The following is a 20,540-nucleotide window of genomic DNA, read 5'->3' as shown; positions in this document are numbered from 1 at the left end:
TAGTGTTTACAAAAATAAACTTGTTTTATCCTTCCCTGTAAAAGCCAACTACCCTTTATGCTCAGTAAATATAAACCTCTAACAACAAGCAATTTACAATACAAAAGAATAAACACGCACTGTCATTCCTGCGAAAGTAAACAAACCCTCAATAAAGTAAATATTACATAAAAGTATAATTGTTCGCTGTTATTCCTGCGAAAGCAGACAAACCTTTAGGTTCAGCGAAGCTAATCCACTATAAACAAATAGTCTAAGTATAGCGTTTACCATAATAAACTTGTTCTGTCATTCCTGCGAAAGCAGGAATCCACTAACTAAATACAATCTCTAATCTTCAAACTTTAGATAACAATCAAATCAATCAGCTCCAATTACTCAATAACAAAGCCAACTAATCATCAAACACCGTCCAATCCTTAGATAAATCAACCCAACTAAAATTCTCTTTTTCAATAAGATCAATCTTCCACTGTCGTTTCCATTTCTTCATATTCTTTTCTCTTTTAATAGCATCATTCACATACTGATAACTCTCAAAATAAACCAATTTAGTAAGCCCATATTTTTTACTAAACCCTTCTATGAGTTTACGCTTGTGCTCAAACATTCTTCTTTCTAAATCATTGGTGACACCAATATAAAGTGTACCATTGGTTTTATTGGTAATAATATAAAGATAATATTGATAAATAGTTTTATACATTATTATGTTTAAACAAGTGGATTCCTGCCGTCGCAGGAATGACAAAGCGACGAAGTTTTTATAAATATAAAAACATAAGAATACATAAGAGAGTAAACGTGTTCTGTCTTTCTATAAAGGCAGGCAAACCTTTAAGTTCTACGAAGCTAATCCACTTCTATATACGTTATTAAAAAACACCAATATTGGTTATTGATTTAAAACTTGTAAATCGCTATTGTTCCATTTTTAAGAAATATTTCATTTCACAAAACCCCAACTATTACCGCTTCTTCAAAAACAACATCTTAAAACTATTAACCAGCAGCAAACAAACACCACCAACCACAAGTCCAATAAGAAAATCACGCAACAACGACGGAATCTGGTCTAAAAAATGATGCATATATTCAATATTATGAACAAAAATACCACCTGCAACTAACAATAAAGCAATCGTACCAATAACTGATAAGCTCTTAATTACAATCGGTAAAGCCTTTACCAAAAACGTCCCAATTCCAAATAAAAAACCTCGACTTCCATTACTTTTACTAATTAGTTTTAATCCAAGATCATCCATTCGTACTATTATAGCAACAATGCCATAAACACCTACCGTTGCAATTAACGCAACAATTGAAACCACAATAATTTGTGTCACCAACGTCTCATTAACTACTGTTCCTAAAGCTATTATTACAATTTCAACGGAAAGAATAAAATCCGTAACTACAGCAGATTTAATCTTCGCCTTTTCCTTTTCTAAAAGCTCGTCTTCTGTATAATCCTTTTTTAGATCAACGACAACGTCTTGTGGATGTGGAACAATATATTCGTAGATTTTTTCAGCCCCTTCATAAGCCAAGTACAGGCCACCAAAAAGCAATATAGCAATCACTGCCCCAGGTATAAATGCACTTAATAAAAAAGCCAATGGCAGTATTATTATTTTATTAAGCATGGAACCTTTCGTAATTGCCCATAAAACGGGAATTTCACGAGAAGATACAAACCCAGAAGCTTTCTCGGCATTTACAGCCAAATCGTCGCCCAAAATACCGGCTGTTTTCTTGGTTGTGATTTTAGTCATCGCAGCAACATCATCCATTATAGCTGCTATATCATCGAGTAATGCAAAAAATCCTGAAGCCATTAATTATAATTGTGTTTATATGAATTAAATTTTGAATAAAAATATTTTAAAAAGCAATGTTTAATTTATGTCAATCTTAGCATAGTCGAATACCTTCAAACCCTTAATTTCAATAACTTCTCGACTGTATTATAAATAGTTCTATTCTAAACACCCAGTATTAATGGGCTGATCTAAAATAACATAATCAGCAGTCTCATTTTGAATACAACCAATGCTGTTTTTCAGTGTAAATCTAATATATCTGCGAGATATTTTTTACAAACTACATAAAATTATTCTTCGGTAATAACACTACCGTTCATGGGTTGTTATTTCCAAATATGATACATTATTATTGTTGTCCGACTAAAAACGATCAAGATTCTTAAACCTTATTTAAACAATGGCTTTTAAGAATTAAAAAAAACACTATGCTTTTGGGCACATACTTTTAAAACAAAACTGTTTATCAGTTAGTTAGAATCAAGTCTTGGTTCTTACGTCTAACAGCGCAGCGGCCTTATGTCTTTTATCGGACATTAATAATAAGACTATTAAATTTTAGATTGCGTCAATAAAGAAAGCACAATATACAAGCCAATAACCAGTGGAATTGCGGCAAAATGTAGCACTATCAAAATGACAAGACTCAATATTAGAAATATATACCGAACGGCATTATCCTTAAATCCCCAATTTTTAAACTTTAGAGCAAATAATTTAATATTAGAATTTAAGAGGTAACAACTCAAAAGCGTTAGCCCAATTAAAAACCACGGATTATAAATAATGGAATTCATAAGGTCGTTATTCTGATATTCTAAAATCAGTGGTAATGACAGTATAACCAAGGTATTTGCAGGAACTGGCAAACCTTTAAAATAGCTCTGTTGATCTTCATCTATATTAAATTTAGCCAAGCGATAAGCAGAGGCTAAGGTAATTAACAAACCAATTAAAGGTAGCACTGGCAATTGAAACTCTTCCCAATGAAAAACAGAATTCCAACTATCAGAACTCACACCTAAACTTGGAGAATTTGTAGCGTCAGAAATCAGCTTATACATTATAATACCTGGCACTACTCCACTGGTTACTAAATCGGCCAAAGAGTCTAATTGAATGCCTAAAGGACTTTGTACATTGAGCTTCCGCGCCAAAAGTCCATCAAAAAAATCGAAGAATATTCCTAAAAACACAAAAATAGCAGCTGCAATAAAATTCCCATTTACAGCAAATAGTACAGCAATAGAACCCGAAAATAAATTAAGGAGCGTCACTATATTTGGAATGTGTCTCTTAAAACTCATAGAAGTATTTTTTGTAAAAATAAAAAAGTATTTGCGCTCAATCTTATAATTTTTCCGAATTGCTTCAAAATAAAACAATAAGAACAGTATTTATCAGTTAAATATATAGAAAAATAATGTGCATCTTTGTAAAAAATTTTTGCTGTTTAAAAATTACTAGGTAATTCTCTTATACTCAATTAAACAACTAATGTCGTATAAAGAAATTGAATTATTTTTAGATTAAATGAAATTACAATCCCGATACCTATCGGGACTGCATAGCCTTTATTACGGTAACAATTTTAAAAAAAGTAAGCTAAAAAGAAAAAAATTATATGCGACATTATGTGCTTGGTTTGGTATTCACACTTACAGCGCTCATCGCTTCGGCACAAACAACACGGAAATATTCTAATGAATTTATGAATATCGGTGTTGATGCAGCTGCTTTGGGTATGAGTAATGCAGTGGTATCGCAAACTGACGATGTTAATTCTGGATATTGGAACCCAGCCGGCTTGGTACATCTAGAAGATAACCAACTCGCATTAATGCATTCTAGTTATTTTGCTAACATAGCCAATTACAACTACATCGCCTACGCCATGCCTTTAGACAATAAAAGTGCTGTTGGCCTTTCTCTCATTAGATTTGGCGTTGATGATATATTAGACACCACACAATTAATTGACGACCAAGGCAATATTAATTACGACAGAATAAGCACCTTTTCTACCGCAGATTACGGCCTTACATTTTCTTATGCCAGAAAACTACCTTTAGACGGTCTAAATTTTGGCGTCAATGCAAAAATTATAAGACGAGTGATTGGTGATTTCGCATCATCTTGGGGGTTTGGATTGGATGCTGGTATTCAGTTTGAAAGTAAAAACAATTGGAAGTTTGGTATCATGGCAAGAGATATCACCACAACCTATAACGCTTGGTCAATTGACGAAGAAAAATTCGAACAAATTAGTAGTGCTATTGATGGCGAAAACCAAGAATTACCAGAAACCACAGAAATAACAATTCCTAAATTACAAATCGGACTCTCTAAAAAGTGGCTTTTTAATTATGATTATTCCTTTTTAGCCGCTGCAAATCTAAATATGCGTTTTGCTGAAAATAATGATATTATTTCTACATCCTTTGCAAGTATTAATCCGGCTTTAGGCTTCGAGTTTGGCTATACGGACTTGGTGTTTTTGCGAGCTGGAGTAGGCAACTTTCAAAATGAGCTACAAATCGATGATTCCGAACAAGTGACATTTCAACCCAACTTTGGCGTCGGGTTTAAATATAGAGGAATCCAAATAGATTATGCCTTTACAGATATTGGCGATCAAAGTGCAGCCTTGTATTCCAATGTGTTTTCACTAAAAATAGATTTTAGCATCTTTAGATAGTTATACTTATGAAATTAAAGTTACTCGTATTCTTCTTCCTATGTTCCATTGTTTCAGTATTTGGTCAACAGTTTCAACTTTCAGACGATGCAAAAGTATCAGTATTAACCATTGGCCCTGGTGAATCCTTAAATGATGCTTTTGGTCATAACGGCTTCCGAATAAAAGATAATGCCTTGGGCATAGATGTGGTTTATGGTTATGGTGAATACGATTTTGAATCCCCTAATTTTTATTTAAAATTTGCACAAGGCAAGTTAAACTACCTTATTAGCAGACATAATTTTAAGGATCTATTGTATCACTATTCCAATAGTAATCGTACCATAAACGAGCAAGTTTTAAACCTTAGTTCAGCGGAGAAACAAAACCTATTCAATTATTTAGAAAACAATTATAAACCTGAAAACAGACGGTATCTATATGATTTTTTCTATGATAACTGCGCCACACGAATTAGAGATATTGCACAAACGACAACCACCACTACAATAGACTTTAAAACACCAGAAAATTTCGAACCAAAGACCTTTCGGACGCTTATTCACGACCATGTCGGCTTAAACTCTTGGGGGAGTTTTGGAATTGATATCGCTTTAGGCTCAGTAATAGACAGAAAAGCGTCAGTAAGTGAGCACATGTTTCTTCCAGAATACATTCACACGTTTTTTGAGAATGCCACCATAAATGGCAATGAGAATTTGGTTCAAAACTCAACTACGCTTTATCAAAAAAAAGAAAGTAAATCAGCTTTAAATTGCTTATTCAGTCCCTTAGTAATTATAGGTTTAATAGCCTTAATAATGTTATATATAACCTATAAGGATGCCAAAAACAACACCAGAACAAAATGGCTAGACCTTGTTATATTTGGAACTACAGGACTAATCGGTGTGCTCATACTGTTCTTATGGTTTGGAACAGATCATTCAGCAACCGCACACAACTACAATCTATTATGGGCATTTCCTTTAAATGTAATTGTAATGCTACAGTTATTAAAACCACAAGTTAAGAAATGGATCACACGATACCTTAAATTTTTAATCATAATGTTCGCCCTAATGATCTTTCACTGGATTGGAGGTGTACAAGTATTCGCTATTGGTTTAATACCAATTGTAATTGCCTTGCTGATAAGATATTTGTATTTAATAAAGTGGTTTAACAAAGACCTGCCGCAATAAAGTAAAAGTCTAGCGTTTTAAACGAAAATCGAAATTCTCAGTATTAAGCTAATTAGAAACAAGTCAATGCTCTTTAGTAAAAAGGTGAAGGAGTCTAAAGTCTTTCGCAGCAGAACAACACACTGCATCTCAAAAACTTACAAAACAATATAATACAATCAAAAAGCAATCAATCTAAAAAAGTAGTATACATTATACGTCTCACATTACAAATAATACTTAATACCTTTGTACTTTGTACTTTGTACTTAATACTTTGTACTTAATACTCATCACTTCCAACTTCGAGCTTCAAGCTTCAAGTTTCAAACTACCAACTAACACTCCATCTACTGCCCCCTATAATACAAAATAGTACTAAGCGTTTTTATAAAAATATTTAAGTCTAAGAAAACACTGCGATGCTTAATGTAAAACAAATCATATTGAAGCTTTGTAAGACTATCATCTACAGAAGACCCATAACGTGTACTAACCTGAGCCCAACCGGTTAGTCCTGGGTTTATAATATGTCGTGTTTCATAAAAAGGAATCGCCCGAGACAACTCATTCACAAAGAAAGGACGTTCTGGTCGTGGTCCTATAATACTCATTTCACCTTTAAGGACATTGTAAAACTGTGGAATTTCATCCAATCGAGAGCGTCTCAAAAACATACCAAAGGCCGTAATTCTACTGTCATTTTTTTGAGCCCATTTTACACCATTGGCTTCAGCATTTACAACCATACTCCTTAACTTCAGTATATTAAAAAGTTGACTATTCTTACCAACACGCTCTTGTGTATAAAACAAAGGACCTCGGTTTCCTATTAAATTCCCTACTAGTATAAAAGGTAATAATAAGATGCCAATTGCCAAACCAATAATGGCAAAAACAATATCAAAAGCACGTTGTATAAATATGTAGAGCTTATTCTCATTATTCCGGCTAAATGGGAAATATTTATAAAAGTCTTTACCTACAAATTGAATAGGAACCTTATGCAGTAACTCTTCATAAACTTGGGTATAATCCCTAATTTTAAAACCACGCTCTAATAACGAAATTAAATCGTGATATACCTCCGCCATTATAGCTTCTGTATTAGAACTAGCCACCAAAATCTCAGATATCCGTTCTTTATTAATCGTGTTTAAAAAGTCTTTGGCTTCAAACTCTGGAAGCCCTTTAAATACTACAGATTCATTGGATGACTCCTCACTATTTATAAAACCAACTATTTTATAATTAGGGTCCGAAGTGTTTAAAGCTTTAACTAAACTGTCGATATTAGATATTTCACCAACGATCAGTACACGCTTGTAAAAACGAGGAGACTCAATTAAATGAATATATACAAAGCGCCATAAGAGAATTGAAACAATAATAGCCAAATAAAGATAGGCTATTTGCATACGTTCATTTGGCAATACAGGAGATAATATAGGAGTCAATAAATAAAACAGTACAACAGTAGATGCCGTTAAGACTGTATTTTTAAACGTTGTCTCTATCCGACTCGCTTTTTGTAGATCGTATATCTCAAAGATAGTGCCGAATAACGTAACATAGGCTCCTAATAACATTAAGGCAACACTATTCTCTACACTAACTTCAATATACTCAAAGTCAAAACAATAACTCAAAGCATAAACCCCAATAAACACCATAATTAAGTCAACAATTCTCAAGAGAATTTTGCGCTCTGAAACTTCGAAGTGAATATTTTTATTTTTAGTCATTATTAAGAAAAACGCTGATGTAAATATAAGAAGTCTAAAAGGTTTTTAACATTTATTTTAGATTAAAGGAGTTTTTAATGGAGCAACTTACTTTGACAACCACGGTTATTAAATTATTACGGTTTTTTATGTGCATCATAAGCTATACATACACCTGTAAATTAGATTCTCATTTAGTATCAAAAGTCATTAAATGATAGGTGCAGGTAATTGAACAACTAACACAACTGAAAAAAGTAGTTATTTTTTTCTTAACAGCATGGTAACATGCATACAGGAATAAATAGCAGTCCACTGTTTTGCATTCCAATCTTTGTTAATCATGTTTTGAATTTTACCACTTTTAAAAGCCGAAGATAATGGTAAGTAATTTAAAAGCATACCATATTTACTACGACCGAGAATACCTCGTTTTTCTACAATAGTAAAAGTGGAGTCTAGTTTTTTTAAAGTCGCTTTTGTAAATGGCCACTCCCAGTCTTTATCACTCTGAAAAGGTCGATATGCCATTCTAGCAATTTTTATTGGAAGACTTGTCTCTAAAGGGTCATAAGATATAATAATTCCATTTTTGGACAGCTTCTCTTTTAATTTATTAATCAATAAGTCAAAATCCTCAAAGTGATGTAAAACACCATATGCATAAATAATATCAAAGTTAGAATGCTTAAAGTCTGCTGATAAAAAATCAACAGCAATCCCTGTTGCATTTCTACAATCTGCCTTATTTAATTTCTCATTTAATTCTGCAATAGCCACATCACTGAGATCAACACCTACATATTCTTTTGCGTTTTGAGCCATATACAAGGATAGATGGTTTCCTCTCAAGCAACCTAAATCAAGTACTTTTTTGTCCTTTAAGTCACCCAACCAAAGTTTATGTTCTGTATAAACTTTATTCTTAAGATCTAAGTCATTCGTATATTTATGTAAAGTTCCGTTCCTTAACTTTGACCAAATTTTAGTTGCTACATTCTTATGCTTATTAGTATCATTGTAGAACTCTTTTTGGCGTTTATTAACTTCTAAGGTTTTATTGTGAGAATCGTTCATTTTTTTATCAATCAAAATTTAGGCAATATAATATTATTAATAAAGATTTCTTTAGCTTAGAAAGCTAAATAGGACTTAAAACCTTGGCCCAACTCTCTTTTAAAAGCATCCAATCATACTGTTCTACTTTTTCCCGAGCTTTAATCACCATAGTTTCCGTCTCATTAGGTTGAGATTTTAATTTTAAAATGGCATCTACAAATACTTTAGAATTATTAGGCGGTACCAAAATGCCATCAACCCCATCTTCAATGAGAAATGGCATCCCTCCAACATTGGTAGTGACTATAGGTAAACCTAAGGCCATGGCTTCAATAACACTGACTGGCATATTATCAAAGTTAGTTGTATTGATAAACACATTGTAATCCTTAGCAAGGTGTGTCCATTCTGGTTTAGTAAGTTTTCCTGGTGTAAAAACCTCAATATTTAAAGCCTTAGCATGTTTTTTTACTTTTTTAAGAGAACCATCTGTATCGGGACCTGCCATGCACAAACTCACCTTACAACCTTCCTCTTGTAAAGCTTTTAGTACATCAACTGCTAAACAAGGATTATATATTTTACAAAAGGAACGAAGCCAAAATAAATTAATATTTTCTATTGGTCGCTTCTTAAATTTATAATAATTTAGATTCAGTGCATTAGGAATATAGACGACGTCCATATAACCATGTTTATGAAAAGCATCCATCAAATACAAGGATGGCGACACTAAAGCTTTGGCAGGCTTAAAAGTGATGGTACACAATCTCGGGTTATTTTTCAAACGTGCTGGTAGATTCCCTCCATTAAGACTCAAGACATAAGGTAGCTTCAATAGTTGACATAGCTGACTCACTAATACGGCAAAATAAAAATTGCTCGTACTATAAGTATCAATGATGACATTACTAACGGCTTTCCTATATTTTATACAAGAGTAAAGCATATCTAATAGCCTTAAAACCTTATTATTTTTACTCGAGCTATAAAACATTTCAAACCCTTCACTCTCTAATTGACTCCCTATAACCTGTATAGAGGAAGGATTAGTTTTATTATTGTATAAGTTGTTTCCTATGTATAATATTTTTTTTCTTAACATTTGTAATATTTAATAAGGCTAATGCATAAAACAATGAAGGAGCCGCAATTCGCATAGCGGAATGATTAATAGTGGCAAACCAAAAAAAGTAAAACGCATAAAAAAAATAACTTCTTGTGTTAGTTGATCTAAATGCCAAGGGCTTTAGTAATAAAATTAATAAAATTATGACACCAAACATACCATGCTCTCCTAATAAACGACCTACCTCGTTATGTGTTGGCACTTGTTGTCCTGTTTTAGCAACACGAATATCTTTAGTCCTGCTCGCACCAATACCAAATATAGGCTCTTGTAAAAACCCATCCATTTCTTGGGCAAATAATTCTCCTCTCCCAGTGGTTGCATCTCCTTTATCTCTCCCTAAAGAATCTTCGTTCGCATAACGTTTATCTAACATCCCACTCGTCTGTACTGAAGCGATAACCCATGTCAAACTAATAGCAAATAAAAACACAAAAGTAGATCCAATAATTTGGTTTTTAACCTTATAACTCGATTTAAAAAACAAAATTCCAAGAAATCCAATAACAACTATTATAGCGGCAAAAACGCCACCGCGACTAAAGGTTACGATCGCTCGAAATGTAATGGCTGCAAAAATCCCAATATGTAAAACTTTCATAAAAAAGCTAGGCGATTGCATATAAATACGAACTACCATGACAAACATACCCATGCCAAGCGCAGTAGAGACTTGGTTGGGGCCAAAACCTCCAGAAGTTGCTGGGTTAGACGCTGTATTTGATATGGTTTCTCGTATCGACGGATTGTATAAAAACAAATACACCGTCATAGAAATAATGGGCAGTACTAAATACTGTAGGACCTTTAAGATTTGCTGTTGTGTTATTTTTTTATCATAACAAAATAATGCGGCTATACCTAAAGTAACAGGACCAGCGAGTACAAACGTCACATTAGTTCTAAAATTAGCATCATAAGTCAAGGTAATGGAAGCAACAATGACGGCAGGCACTAATAGAATTAGGTATAAAAAATAAGGATAAGCCTTACCAGATACTCCTTTATAAAAAATACCCATTAACATCATTAACAACACAAAATACTTACCCGTTTCATAAAAAAAATAGCCTTTGGTCATTCGTAAAAAGACCTCACCTCCAGCGATATAAGCACAGCCTAACAACACATACATCGTTTTATCTTTATCGGCCGAAGAAGCGATATGCCACAGAAAATAAAGCATGACCCCTATAAAATAAATACGTGCTATAGGTTCAAAAAAGAAAATAGCGACCCCTAATATTACATGTCCTAAAAGGAGTGGCATAAAATTATCGTCGTAACGTTTATCTGTCTTAGCTATTCCCATAGATCTAATTCAAAATAGCGTGTTTGATATGCTTATTATAGTATGCAAACGTAAAACGATTAACAATCGCTTGTCCATTATATACTAAACGCAAATAGTCTGGTGTAGAAAGAGTTGCAAAATCAATAATTCGAGAACTAAGCGTATCTTTGTTTATGTCAAATAGTATATAACCAGTTTCTTCGTTCTTAATATATTGCCCAATAGATGAAATATTAGAGACCATGGGAACACAACCAAAATTCATTGCCTCTGCTAATACTTTTGGAAAACCCTCCGATGCCGTAGTTGGCATTAAAAAACCATGACACACTTTATATACTTCAAAAACAGAGGTACGAGATAAGAACCCATGAAACTTAAAGAGCACTCCACTTAATGCAGCCTGTGCTTCAAAATCTTGGCGCTCAACTCCGTCTCCAACAAGATGAATTGTACCTAATTTTGCTTTGTCTTCAGGTTTTAATGCGGTGACTGCTTCAATAATACGTCCAACTCCTTTTGGGGTTTCTAATCGACCAACATAACATAAGTTAATCGGATGTTCCATCTTTTTTGTTGTCATAATGGCTTTACCTAAAGCTAAATCCGCTTCAGTTAAACAAGGATTTTCAAAAGTCTCACAATGTTTAGGTTGGTCATTCCAAGATCCATTAATGGTAACTATTCGCGATTGTCTTTTTAAGAACCAACGCTGAAAAGCATAGCCTAAAGGCGCCGACGATTGTTTCCAATTCCCAGCATACTTATACCAGCCTGGAGTTCTTGTAAACCAAGTTAAATAAGGTATTAAATAAACTCCTATTCCGGTTGGAGTTCGTAATTGAAAATAATCAGAAGCATTGACATAACGACCTACCAACTGCATTGTTTTTGGAGCTGCTGTTAAAATTTTTAATTTATGCTTTAAACTAGCACCTCCTACAGCTGGAATATTAACAAATTTAATTTTCGTACTCGTATAAGGCAATGCACTCGGAGGTGGTTCGCCACTATATAGCATTCCTAAATGAACAATCTCATCAAAAATAGTCGTAAGGTGATTAATCTCAGTAATCGTAGGTCCCCAACCAACAATAGTACCATCGCTTTTTTGATAGTGCTCGGTATGAGATATGATGACAAGTTTCATTTATTTGGCTACGTATTTAACTATTAAAAATAGCTAAAGGATTATTAGTATGCTTATTGATCCTTATACTTTTTTCTTACTAACAAAAATATACTACAACGAACTCTATGAGCCCTTTGTTAAAAAATAATTATAATATTCTTATTTGAATACTGTTGTCATTCCGACAGAGCAAAGCGACGAGGAGTCTCATAATTATATTCCATTATGAGATTTCTCCCTGTATTCTACATGACAAAAATCGCATAAAAATTTATAAAAGCTATAGTAATTACAATGAGATTGCTAATTTTTAAACTTTAACTTAATCATAAAGAGATGTTTCAAAATGAGAATCTATTCGTAATTGCGTTTTAAATATCAAAAACAACTATGTCTTACGGATTATTTTTTCTAGTTCTACAATATACCTTTTAATTACAACATCCCAGTCGTGTTGTTCTGCCCATACTTTTGATGTTTTCGCATATAAATCTTTAGAGGCCAATAAATTACCTAAAGCCGCTTCAAAAGCAGGCGCATCTCCTAAAGTCACTAATGCTCCTGATTTACCCTCTTGTATAGCATCTTCAATTCCGCAACCTTTTGCTCCAATGGTCGGAATCCCTAAGGCGTTCGCTTCTAACAATGCAATGCCAAAGCCTTCAACATCTCCTGAAGTCGTTACCGTACTCAACATCACAAAAACGTCACTAGCCTCTAATGCTAATTTTAAAACGGCATTATTGACGCGACCATGAAAAAAAACACGATCCGCAACTCCTAATTGTTTAGCTAGTAATTCGCAAGCCTTTTGTTCCGTTGGCAATCCCACACAATGATATGTAATATCTGGAAAACGCAACGCTAATTTTGGTAATAGCTTAATCACTTCATGCTGGCCTTTTCGTTCACTAACATGGCCTACCGTAATCAATTTAGGACTCCCCTCTAATTCTATTCCCGTAGTCGTATCAATAGGCCACTTATCCGAATTAAAACCATTAGGAATGACCACTGTTTTCTTCTGAATTGCTGTAGGAATTAATGATTTTGTAAATTGAGATACGGCTATAATTCTAACAAAGCGTTGTAAAGCTTTGTTAATACTAAATTTCAACAATGCATTGGTAAAGTTGACTTCAGATCCATGTATAACCGCTAGACTTGCTGTCGATTGTCGCCTCCCTAAAATAGCAACACTCCACAATGAAAATTTCCCTGAAGCAATAACAACATCTGCAGATGTAATAATACTTCTCAAAAGCCTAATCCTATTGATGTACATCTTAAAACGAGGACTAGTTATCGCAACTCGCAACACTTTAAAAGGTAAAGTCGCGTCAAAAACAATTTCTTCTTCTCCATTTACAGAACGCTGATCCGCAATGACAGAAACATCGTAACCCGCACGACTTAAGTAAAACCCCATGTTATAAGCATGATCACCAATTCCACCAGGTTGCGGAGGGAATTCAGAGGTAACTATAAGTAATTTAGTAGCGTTCAAGAGTAATGTTTAATAGCGCCTAAAAATAAATATATTATCCTGCACAAGACCAATTTTTATAAAGTATTATATAAAAGATTCCACAAATCCCAATTAAATCCTACATTCCAAGCCCCTTCCTTCAGCTGAAGGAAGGTGGTTTTTGTGCCCACAAAAATCGGAAGGTTTTACCTAAAAGGCGTAGCTCTTTTAACAAGCTAGCTAAGAAAACAACGTCACTTTCCTAACCAATTATGAACGATGCAGCATCATTCCTAATCTAAATCAAATCTTATAAATTTAATAATCAACAACCTTCAAACCAACGTCGTCCTTCCTACTTCATACTCCGTGCTTCAAACTTCAAGCTTCAAACTCCCCACTTCAAACTTCCAACTTCTCCAAAAGTGCTCCTTCCCTCAATTTCGCACCAGCCAACCTCCAAGACTTCCAAACCTGAAAAACCACTAAAGGCAAAATAAAAATAGAAACCACCGCTCCTACCATCATCATCAACTTTGATCCTTTAAAACGATATGGCATAATAGATAACGGCACCGTGCGCAATAACGACCAACGTGCTGCTGTATGTCCCCAATACCGTCTGAAATAATAAAGCACACTAGGTATAGGACGTGGCTCAAACAAGGAATTTGTTCTAAAAGCATCCCAACTGCCCATATCCCGTAAACCTCCACTGCCCACTTTTAAGTGTAAGCGTTTCGCATACGGATGAGAAATATTTAAGTAACCTGCTAAATAGGACCGTAAGCCAAACTCCCCATCACCCATACGTTGTTTTTCAAACTGTCGATCAAATAATCCTATCGTTCTAAAAATATCTTTTTTAAGCAAAACATTCCCAGTATCTAGTTGATCACTGATTTTAAAATACGCATAATGCGCTGGTGTAGGAGCGCCAACTTCGGAAATTGAAACTCCCGAGGATAAATCGGCTTTAAAAAAATCTAAAGCCTTTAAATGTTCACTAATCCAATCGTCTGAAACACGACTATCATCATCAAATAATAAGATATACTCACCTTTAGCCATTTTTATAGCACGATTTCTAGCTAACCATAAGGCTTTCTCCTCTTGGTGAACAACGTGAATATCTAATTGAAAATCTTCATAAAATGCAGCTTGAAATGGCGTTGATTGGTCGATAACAATAACCTCAAAATACTTGTAATCTTGTTGCTCTAAATCTTGTAATACATCCTTTAAATATACATAACGATTTAAAGTTGGGATCACCACACTAACTAAAGGGGTCTGTTTTACCAACTCCGACTCAAAAACATCATATTCTGAATATACTAATGGAGTTTCTAAATAGCTGCTGCGCGAAACCTTACGGGTTTTCCACCACCCAAGAATTTCTGTTATAGGATTATTAAAACTTAAAACACGTACTATTAAAACATAAAACACCCAGAATGAACTAAAATATTTTCGAGCGAACCTATAATTATCTATTACGGGTACATCCTCAAATTGGGTATATGTTTCTGCGTCACCTATATAACCTTTTTGAACGGCTTGCCATGCCAAGTCATAATCTTTTGCCATAATACTTGCATAACTTACATCTTCAGTCAATTTAGAACGAACGGACACTGGCAGCAAACCTACTTTTGGAAAAATAAAACCTCCACTGCCTTTCGGTAAACGAAAGTAGTGTGTTGGTTGTAAATATTTAAGGAAGGTGAATAGCATTACGGAATTAAAAGTTGTTTAAATTGATGTAATATAGTGTCTTTGTCAAAATGGTTCTCATATAAATTTAAATAATACTGATTCGATTTGCCCTTACCCTGTATAATATTTTCTATTTTTAATTTTAACGACTCACTATCACCGGGATCAAAAACAATGTCCGACAAACCTTCATAATTAGAATCAATAAAAGTTAAAGCTCCAAAAGCAGAAGACACTAAAACAGGAACTCCTTGAGATATGGTTTCTATAAATACCAATCCAAAAGCTTCATGTAAACTAGGCAAAACAATAAGGTCCATACCGGTATAGAACCCTCTCATGGCTTCACTAGATAAATTTCCCAAAAACACAACTTGAGCATCTAAACTATGTCCTGCAATTTGCTTTTCTAGGTTTTGCTTATTGGCCCCATCTCCAGCCAAATATAATGTAACGCTAGAGTTGTTTTCTAAATTAACTAATGCGGAAATGATTAAAGCTTGATTCTTATCCGGAACTAAACGACCAGGGCAACCTATTTTAAAATGCGAATTTGGACTTAATTCTATTGTAGATTCTTTTTTAAAAGTCCCTAACGTCGTCCAAAAAGGAATGGCTTTTAATTTAAACGAAGGCACTTTAAAATGAGTCACCAAATCTTGTTTTAAATATTCAGAATTAACAACCACTAAATTGGCTAGTTTTAAAAACTGTTGTTTTATAAATATTTGTTTTTTACTTGGATTTGTTTGCTCGGTTAGCGTATGTACCCATGCTATATTTTGTTTTATTCTAAATATTTTACCAAAGAACAATGCAGGATTTACATAGCTAAAATTTGAGATAATAATATCCGGTGATTCTTGTTTGATAAACCTACCTATTAACCTATAATTCTTTATATAACTTCCCTTTTGCTTAATCGTACAATTAATTCCATCTATACTATATACAGGTTTCTCTTCTGTTTTCAATGAGAATAAAGAAACCTCATTCCCATCACTTTTTAAACTTTTAGCCAATTCAACAAAAAACAGCGATAAAAAACTTTTATTATATGTAAATAGAATTAGTATTTTCAATTTAATATATTTTTCTAAATAATTAATTATTCCAATGTGTACTATGATTCTTAATGTCCAACATTTGCATATCTTGTATCAAGTCTTCATAACAATCATTACCTTCAAAAGCCTTATAGCGTTCCGAAAAGTTATTAGTTTCAAAACTACTACCTCCTCCATATCTATTAGATATGTCTTCATTCTCTCTAATATCAGTTAAATAATAATCCTCGAAAATAATTCCAGATAAATCCTTTAATAAAAACCCATATCGTATAACATGGATCTCATTGTCATCTTTAACAGTATGATGATCCAACCAAAGCTTTTTAGTAAATTCTAACTGGCTTTTATGTTTTATTAAACTTGGCGCCATATGAGGATGATTTAAACGACTTGCCATTACATTTCTTACATCTCTACAAATTAGTAGGTTTTTATAAGGTAAGCCTCGAAAACTATGGTTAAGTATTAAGTTACATGAATCTTTAAATTCAGATATAAATAAATCTTCAAATCCTAAAATAACTAAAACACCGCGCTTTCTTTTATACTTAATTTCAACCCCGCCTGCTACAGTGGGCTTTTTACTATGAGCTTTTAAGTTATTATAAAAAACTACAGTACTCTCACTAGATTTCATAAGTGTTTTTATCAAATAATGATTACCAGAACGTCTCATCCCATTAACACAAATTACCCGAACTTCACTCCCTTTAAATTTAATGAACGACCATAATAATTGATCATATATATTTAAATAGATCTGATAAGGCCAACTTTTCCAGAGCTTTTTTCTTAAACTAAGAAAAGATATTTTTTTTGATAAGTCTTGCATTCAATACAATCAATAATTTATCTATACTTTTATTTAAAACTACTATCGAAATGTACCCTTCAATCTTAAACGATCATTCCATAAACATCTGTTTGCGTGTTGCAATGCTATAAATTTTTCCTGATCTAATTTTTTATGAAACGCACTCAAAATATTCCCAATCTTATCAATCTCATGGGCTTCCACCCAAACCACATGCTGTTTCCAATCTATCTCGTCCTCTAAAGGCAATATACAATCCGTATTCACAAAGATAGGGATACGTCCCATTGCCAAAGTTTCGTACAAACGTACTGAGAAATTACCAGTCCCACGCACACAGACCACATAATCAGAAGCATTTATATTATCAAAAAAATCTTTTGTAGCTACCGCTCGTTCTGCTACACTCTGTGACCCTGCACGATATTTTTCGCGATATATAAAATTTGTCCTAATAGCTGAATAAGCTTCTAAGCGTTTTAAAATCTTATACCGCCACTGAGCAGCCGCTAATAACATTTCTGGCTCTTGCGAATGTAATTTTAAATAATAAGCCAAATTTTTTAAACCAACTTTAAATTTCGTTTTTAATGCTAATACAACATCAGATGTAGCATACCCACAAAACCCTACGGTTGGGTTTTCTGTATAGGGACGCTCAAAAATAGCAGTAGTGTCATACTGTTCTTTTAAGGGGTCAGAGATAAAAACCGGTAAACCAACATGCCAATCAGGCGTCTTAGAATTGTATCCACTTTGTCTAAAAAGTTTCACATGCGGAAAACCAGGAAAATCTAAACCTACATCATCTAACAACACCACCCAAGTTGGTATGTTTAAACCCTGCGTCTCCTTTAAAAATTGAATGGCATTTGCTTGCTGTTTCGTCGTTACATAATAATTCCAAGACATGGTTAATATAGCCACATCAGATGTTTCCATAGTATCTACAAACACAAGGTCTTCCTCCGATAAACCATACATGGCTATACGCTCTTGGTCCGTAAAACCTTTCCCTTTTAAAAATGGCTTTAGTAAGGGAAATGTATGACCACGATAGGATTTGTTGTAGTGTGATTTTGGATAAAATAGTTTCATATTAATTAGTAGCAATCAAGGATTAAAATAAGTATGTATAAATTGCTCTGTAAACACCTTAGTTCCTAACGCATTTAAATGGTAAGGGTCACTAAACAAACTCTCATCCTCACTAAAATCAGAAAAATCCTTATAGTTAGCTAATTGCCGCTTTATAACATCAAGGTTGCCATTAGCTTTATATATAGGAGCTGTATAGAAATAAATCTGTACCTTTTCTTTTTTACAAATTTGAATTATTTCTTCAATATGCCGATTAGGTTTGTCTTCGATTTTAAAGTCATACGATGTATTTCTTTCTTTCATTTCTTTATTGGTAGTAATAGGATATCCTAATCGCTTGTCATATTTATTATTTTTAATTAATCCCATCATAAGTTCTCTAAAACCTATTTTAGAATCATATTTCATAAAGCGATAAAAAGGTAAATAATATAAAGATGAAGCTTTAGAATTCACTCTACCAATATCTTTATATAGATCTGGTTCTCGTATAAATGGTATAAAGGGAATTATTGCCACTGGGTCAGCGTGATATTTATTATATTGATCATCTACTTGTACAAAAATACGATTAGCCTTATATTTCTTTAAGAAGCTTTTAATCATTAATTTAATCTCAAAATTATTTGCACCTGGATAACCTAAATTAAGCCCCTTAACTCCTGTTTTAGCATTTACGATTAAGGGGTTAAAATTAAAATATACTCGAGAGGAGCCAAAAACTGCATAATCATATGAATCATTTGAGTCTAATGTTCTTAACCAAGACACTTTAGATCTTGTATAGTTTGAATGCTTATAAAGAGAAGTATATGTAACATCTAAAACTATAAGCATTAAAAATCCTGTAACTAAAAACCAAACTATTTTAATTAAAAATTGTTTCATACCTAAAACTGAAAATAAATAAATTCCTGTACACTTGAAAAGCTTCCAAAAACAAATATTAATAACAATAAAATCATACTCCATAACATAGGTGTAGTCGTATTCTTTACAGGATGCTGCTTTGTCCTTGTAATCCACTCTATACCCAATAAAACTAAAACTAACGGTATCATTTCATAAGAAAAACGCTCTAAAGTTAGACGATCTATTTTGAACGAAAACTGAAATAGTCTTTCTAAATACAAAAAAGCATCAGTTATAGTATTAGCTCTAAAAAATACCCAAGCTAATAATGTTAGAGCAAAGGTCACTATAACTTGCAAAAATTCTTTTACAGAAGGTAAAATACGATGTTCTGCTATAATATTAGTATGTATTCTATTTCGATTCATTAATAATAGAGGCATAAAATAAAGGGCATTTAGAAAACCCCAAACAATAAAGGTCCAATTGGCTCCGTGCCAAAATCCACTTACGATAAAAATTATAAATACATTTCGTATTTGTCGCCATTTAGAGCCTCTAGAACCACCTAAAGGAATATACAAATAATCTCGAAACCAAGTGGATAACGAAATATGCCAACGTCTCCAAAATTCGGCCATATCTCTTGAAAAGTAGGGCACAGAAAAATTCTGCATCAAATTAAAACCAAACAATTTAGCAGTCCCTATAGCCATATCTGAATAACCTGAAAAATCACCATAAATTTGAAAAGCAAAATAAAAAGCTCCTAAAACTAATGTAGGTGACGAATAATTATCAGAATGTTCAAAAATATCGTTAGCAAACTGAGCACAATTGTCTGCTATAACCACTTTTTTAAACAAGCCCCAAATAATTAAGTACACTCCATCCATAGCTTCTGAGTACTTAAAATGTCGTTTATTCTTAAATTGTGGTAGTAAATTGGTGGCACGTTCTATAGGACCCGCAACGAGTTGAGGAAAGAAACTTACAAAAGCAGAAAATTCAATAAAATTTGATGTGGGTTCTAATTTTTTCCGATAAATATCGATGGTATAGCTAAGTGTTTGAAAGGTATAGAAACTAATACCTACTGGTAAAATAATATTTAAAGTATTGGATTGAATACTTTGTCCAAAAAAAGAAAAAGCTTCTACAAAACTATCTGCAAAAAAATTATAATATTTAAAAAAGCCAAGCAGCCCTATATTCACAGAGACACTTGTCCATAATAGTATTTTTCTTTTTTTATGAACATCAGTCTTCAAAAGTAGTTGCCCTATACCAAAATCTATTATCGTACTAAATAATATCAATGCTAAAAACCGATAGTCCCACCAACCATAAAACACATAACTAGCAACAACCACTAACATATTTTGTAGTGAAACGGTTTTATTAAAAACAAACCAGTATAAAAAAAACACTAGGGGTAAAAAGATTGCAAAATCTAATGAGTTAAAGATCATTAATTCAAGTTTAAGT

General features: G+C 33.2%; 17 protein-coding genes. 2 read left to right on the top strand and 15 right to left on the bottom strand.

Annotated elements, in window-relative coordinates; translation table 11 throughout:
* Positions 1-394: 394 nt before the first annotated feature.
* The 3 genes from K1X16_RS07155 to K1X16_RS07145 form a co-directional block, all read right to left on the bottom strand.
* Positions 395-706 carry a GIY-YIG nuclease family protein gene (locus tag K1X16_RS07155; protein ID WP_225035583.1) on the bottom strand — a complete coding sequence of 104 codons (312 nt, stop codon included), beginning with the start codon at positions 704-706 and terminating at the stop codon, positions 395-397.
* 262 nt (positions 707-968) lie between these two features.
* A complete protein-coding gene (locus tag K1X16_RS07150) occupies positions 969-1,841 on the bottom strand; it encodes a DUF808 domain-containing protein (protein WP_225035582.1) in 873 nt (290 codons plus the stop codon).
* A gap of 536 nt (positions 1,842-2,377) precedes the next feature.
* Positions 2,378-3,133, bottom strand: a complete 756-nt coding sequence (locus K1X16_RS07145; protein WP_195872255.1) for a CDP-alcohol phosphatidyltransferase family protein — start codon at positions 3,131-3,133, stop codon at positions 2,378-2,380.
* 317 nt (positions 3,134-3,450) lie between these two features.
* Between K1X16_RS07145 and K1X16_RS07140 the strand changes: the two genes are divergently transcribed.
* Together K1X16_RS07140 and K1X16_RS07135 are read left to right on the top strand one after the other, a co-directional pair.
* Positions 3,451-4,524, top strand: a complete 1,074-nt coding sequence (locus tag K1X16_RS07140) for a PorV/PorQ family protein (protein ID WP_225035581.1) — start codon at positions 3,451-3,453, stop codon at positions 4,522-4,524.
* A gap of 8 nt (positions 4,525-4,532) precedes the next feature.
* Positions 4,533-5,711, top strand: coding sequence for a DUF4105 domain-containing protein (locus K1X16_RS07135; RefSeq protein ID WP_225035580.1), 1,179 nt, complete (start codon positions 4,533-4,535; stop codon positions 5,709-5,711).
* 329 nt (positions 5,712-6,040) lie between these two features.
* Here the strand turns inward: K1X16_RS07135 and K1X16_RS07130 are convergent, their stop codons facing one another.
* The 12 genes from K1X16_RS07130 to K1X16_RS07075 all read right to left on the bottom strand — a co-directional run bounded on the left by K1X16_RS07130 (position 6,041) and on the right by K1X16_RS07075 (position 20,524).
* Positions 6,041-7,435, bottom strand: coding sequence for a sugar transferase (locus tag K1X16_RS07130; protein ID WP_225035579.1), 1,395 nt, complete (start codon positions 7,433-7,435; stop codon positions 6,041-6,043).
* A 240-nt stretch (positions 7,436-7,675) separates the two neighbouring features.
* Positions 7,676-8,491 carry a class I SAM-dependent methyltransferase gene (locus tag K1X16_RS07125; protein ID WP_225035578.1) on the bottom strand — a complete coding sequence of 272 codons (816 nt, stop codon included), beginning with the start codon at positions 8,489-8,491 and terminating at the stop codon, positions 7,676-7,678.
* A gap of 64 nt (positions 8,492-8,555) precedes the next feature.
* Positions 8,556-9,578, bottom strand: coding sequence for a glycosyltransferase family 4 protein (locus K1X16_RS07120; RefSeq protein ID WP_225035577.1), 1,023 nt, complete (start codon positions 9,576-9,578; stop codon positions 8,556-8,558).
* A complete protein-coding gene (locus K1X16_RS07115; protein WP_225035576.1) occupies positions 9,532-10,914 on the bottom strand; it encodes an O-antigen ligase family protein in 1,383 nt (460 codons plus the stop codon). Before K1X16_RS07115 ends, K1X16_RS07120 begins: the two co-directional genes overlap by 47 nt.
* Positions 10,915-10,918: 4 nt before the next feature.
* Positions 10,919-12,046 (bottom strand): glycosyltransferase, encoded by a 1,128-nt coding sequence (locus tag K1X16_RS07110; RefSeq protein ID WP_225035575.1) that lies wholly within the window; start codon positions 12,044-12,046, stop codon positions 10,919-10,921.
* 370 nt (positions 12,047-12,416) lie between these two features.
* Positions 12,417-13,535 carry a glycosyltransferase family 4 protein gene (locus K1X16_RS07105; RefSeq protein ID WP_225035574.1) on the bottom strand — a complete coding sequence of 373 codons (1,119 nt, stop codon included), beginning with the start codon at positions 13,533-13,535 and terminating at the stop codon, positions 12,417-12,419.
* A gap of 363 nt (positions 13,536-13,898) precedes the next feature.
* Positions 13,899-15,233 (bottom strand): glycosyltransferase family 2 protein, encoded by a 1,335-nt coding sequence (locus K1X16_RS07100; RefSeq protein ID WP_225035573.1) that lies wholly within the window; start codon positions 15,231-15,233, stop codon positions 13,899-13,901.
* Positions 15,233-16,297 (bottom strand): glycosyltransferase family 4 protein, encoded by a 1,065-nt coding sequence (locus tag K1X16_RS07095; RefSeq protein ID WP_225035572.1) that lies wholly within the window; start codon positions 16,295-16,297, stop codon positions 15,233-15,235. Before K1X16_RS07095 ends, K1X16_RS07100 begins: the two co-directional genes overlap by 1 nt.
* A gap of 22 nt (positions 16,298-16,319) precedes the next feature.
* A complete protein-coding gene (locus tag K1X16_RS07090; RefSeq protein ID WP_225035571.1) occupies positions 16,320-16,922 on the bottom strand; it encodes a hypothetical protein in 603 nt (200 codons plus the stop codon).
* Positions 16,923-17,159: 237 nt separating this feature from the next.
* Positions 17,160-18,197 (bottom strand): exostosin family protein, encoded by a 1,038-nt coding sequence (locus tag K1X16_RS07085; protein ID WP_225035570.1) that lies wholly within the window; start codon positions 18,195-18,197, stop codon positions 17,160-17,162.
* 15 nt (positions 18,198-18,212) lie between these two features.
* Positions 18,213-19,088, bottom strand: coding sequence for a hypothetical protein (locus K1X16_RS07080; protein WP_225035569.1), 876 nt, complete (start codon positions 19,086-19,088; stop codon positions 18,213-18,215).
* 2 nt (positions 19,089-19,090) lie between these two features.
* Positions 19,091-20,524 (bottom strand): MBOAT family O-acyltransferase, encoded by a 1,434-nt coding sequence (locus K1X16_RS07075; protein WP_225035568.1) that lies wholly within the window; start codon positions 20,522-20,524, stop codon positions 19,091-19,093.
* Positions 20,525-20,540: the final 16 nt, after the last annotated feature.

This window comes from Winogradskyella sp. SM1960 (genome assembly GCF_020179375.1).
In the GTDB taxonomy this organism is placed as follows: domain Bacteria; phylum Bacteroidota; class Bacteroidia; order Flavobacteriales; family Flavobacteriaceae; genus Winogradskyella; species Winogradskyella marina.
Note: the sequence above shows the minus strand (reverse complement) of the source record. Positions and strands in the feature narration are given on the sequence as shown.

Bases quoted from the DNA above. Each gene is read 5' to 3' on its own strand.
- K1X16_RS07085 (WP_225035570.1), bottom strand. From the start codon at position 18,197: ATGAAACTATTTTATCCAAAATCACACTACAACAAATCCTATCGTGGT.
- K1X16_RS07100 (WP_225035573.1), bottom strand. From the start codon at position 15,233: ATGCTATTCACCTTCCTTAAATATTTACAACCAACACACTACTTTCGT.
- K1X16_RS07150 (WP_225035582.1), bottom strand. From the start codon at position 1,841: ATGGCTTCAGGATTTTTTGCATTACTCGATGATATAGCAGCTATAATG.
- K1X16_RS07115 (WP_225035576.1), bottom strand. From the start codon at position 10,914: ATGGGAATAGCTAAGACAGATAAACGTTACGACGATAATTTTATGCCA.
- K1X16_RS07080 (WP_225035569.1), bottom strand. From the start codon at position 19,088: ATGAAACAATTTTTAATTAAAATAGTTTGGTTTTTAGTTACAGGATTT.
- K1X16_RS07140 (WP_225035581.1), top strand. From the start codon at position 3,451: ATGCGACATTATGTGCTTGGTTTGGTATTCACACTTACAGCGCTCATC.
- K1X16_RS07135 (WP_225035580.1), top strand. From the start codon at position 4,533: ATGAAATTAAAGTTACTCGTATTCTTCTTCCTATGTTCCATTGTTTCA.
- K1X16_RS07125 (WP_225035578.1), bottom strand. From the start codon at position 8,491: ATGAACGATTCTCACAATAAAACCTTAGAAGTTAATAAACGCCAAAAA.
- K1X16_RS07130 (WP_225035579.1), bottom strand. From the start codon at position 7,435: ATGACTAAAAATAAAAATATTCACTTCGAAGTTTCAGAGCGCAAAATT.
- K1X16_RS07155 (WP_225035583.1), bottom strand. From the start codon at position 706: ATGTATAAAACTATTTATCAATATTATCTTTATATTATTACCAATAAA.
- K1X16_RS07120 (WP_225035577.1), bottom strand. From the start codon at position 9,578: ATGTTAAGAAAAAAAATATTATACATAGGAAACAACTTATACAATAAT.
- K1X16_RS07090 (WP_225035571.1), bottom strand. From the start codon at position 16,922: ATGAAATCTAGTGAGAGTACTGTAGTTTTTTATAATAACTTAAAAGCT.
- K1X16_RS07075 (WP_225035568.1), bottom strand. From the start codon at position 20,524: ATGATCTTTAACTCATTAGATTTTGCAATCTTTTTACCCCTAGTGTTT.
- K1X16_RS07145 (WP_195872255.1), bottom strand. From the start codon at position 3,133: ATGAGTTTTAAGAGACACATTCCAAATATAGTGACGCTCCTTAATTTA.
- K1X16_RS07110 (WP_225035575.1), bottom strand. From the start codon at position 12,046: ATGAAACTTGTCATCATATCTCATACCGAGCACTATCAAAAAAGCGAT.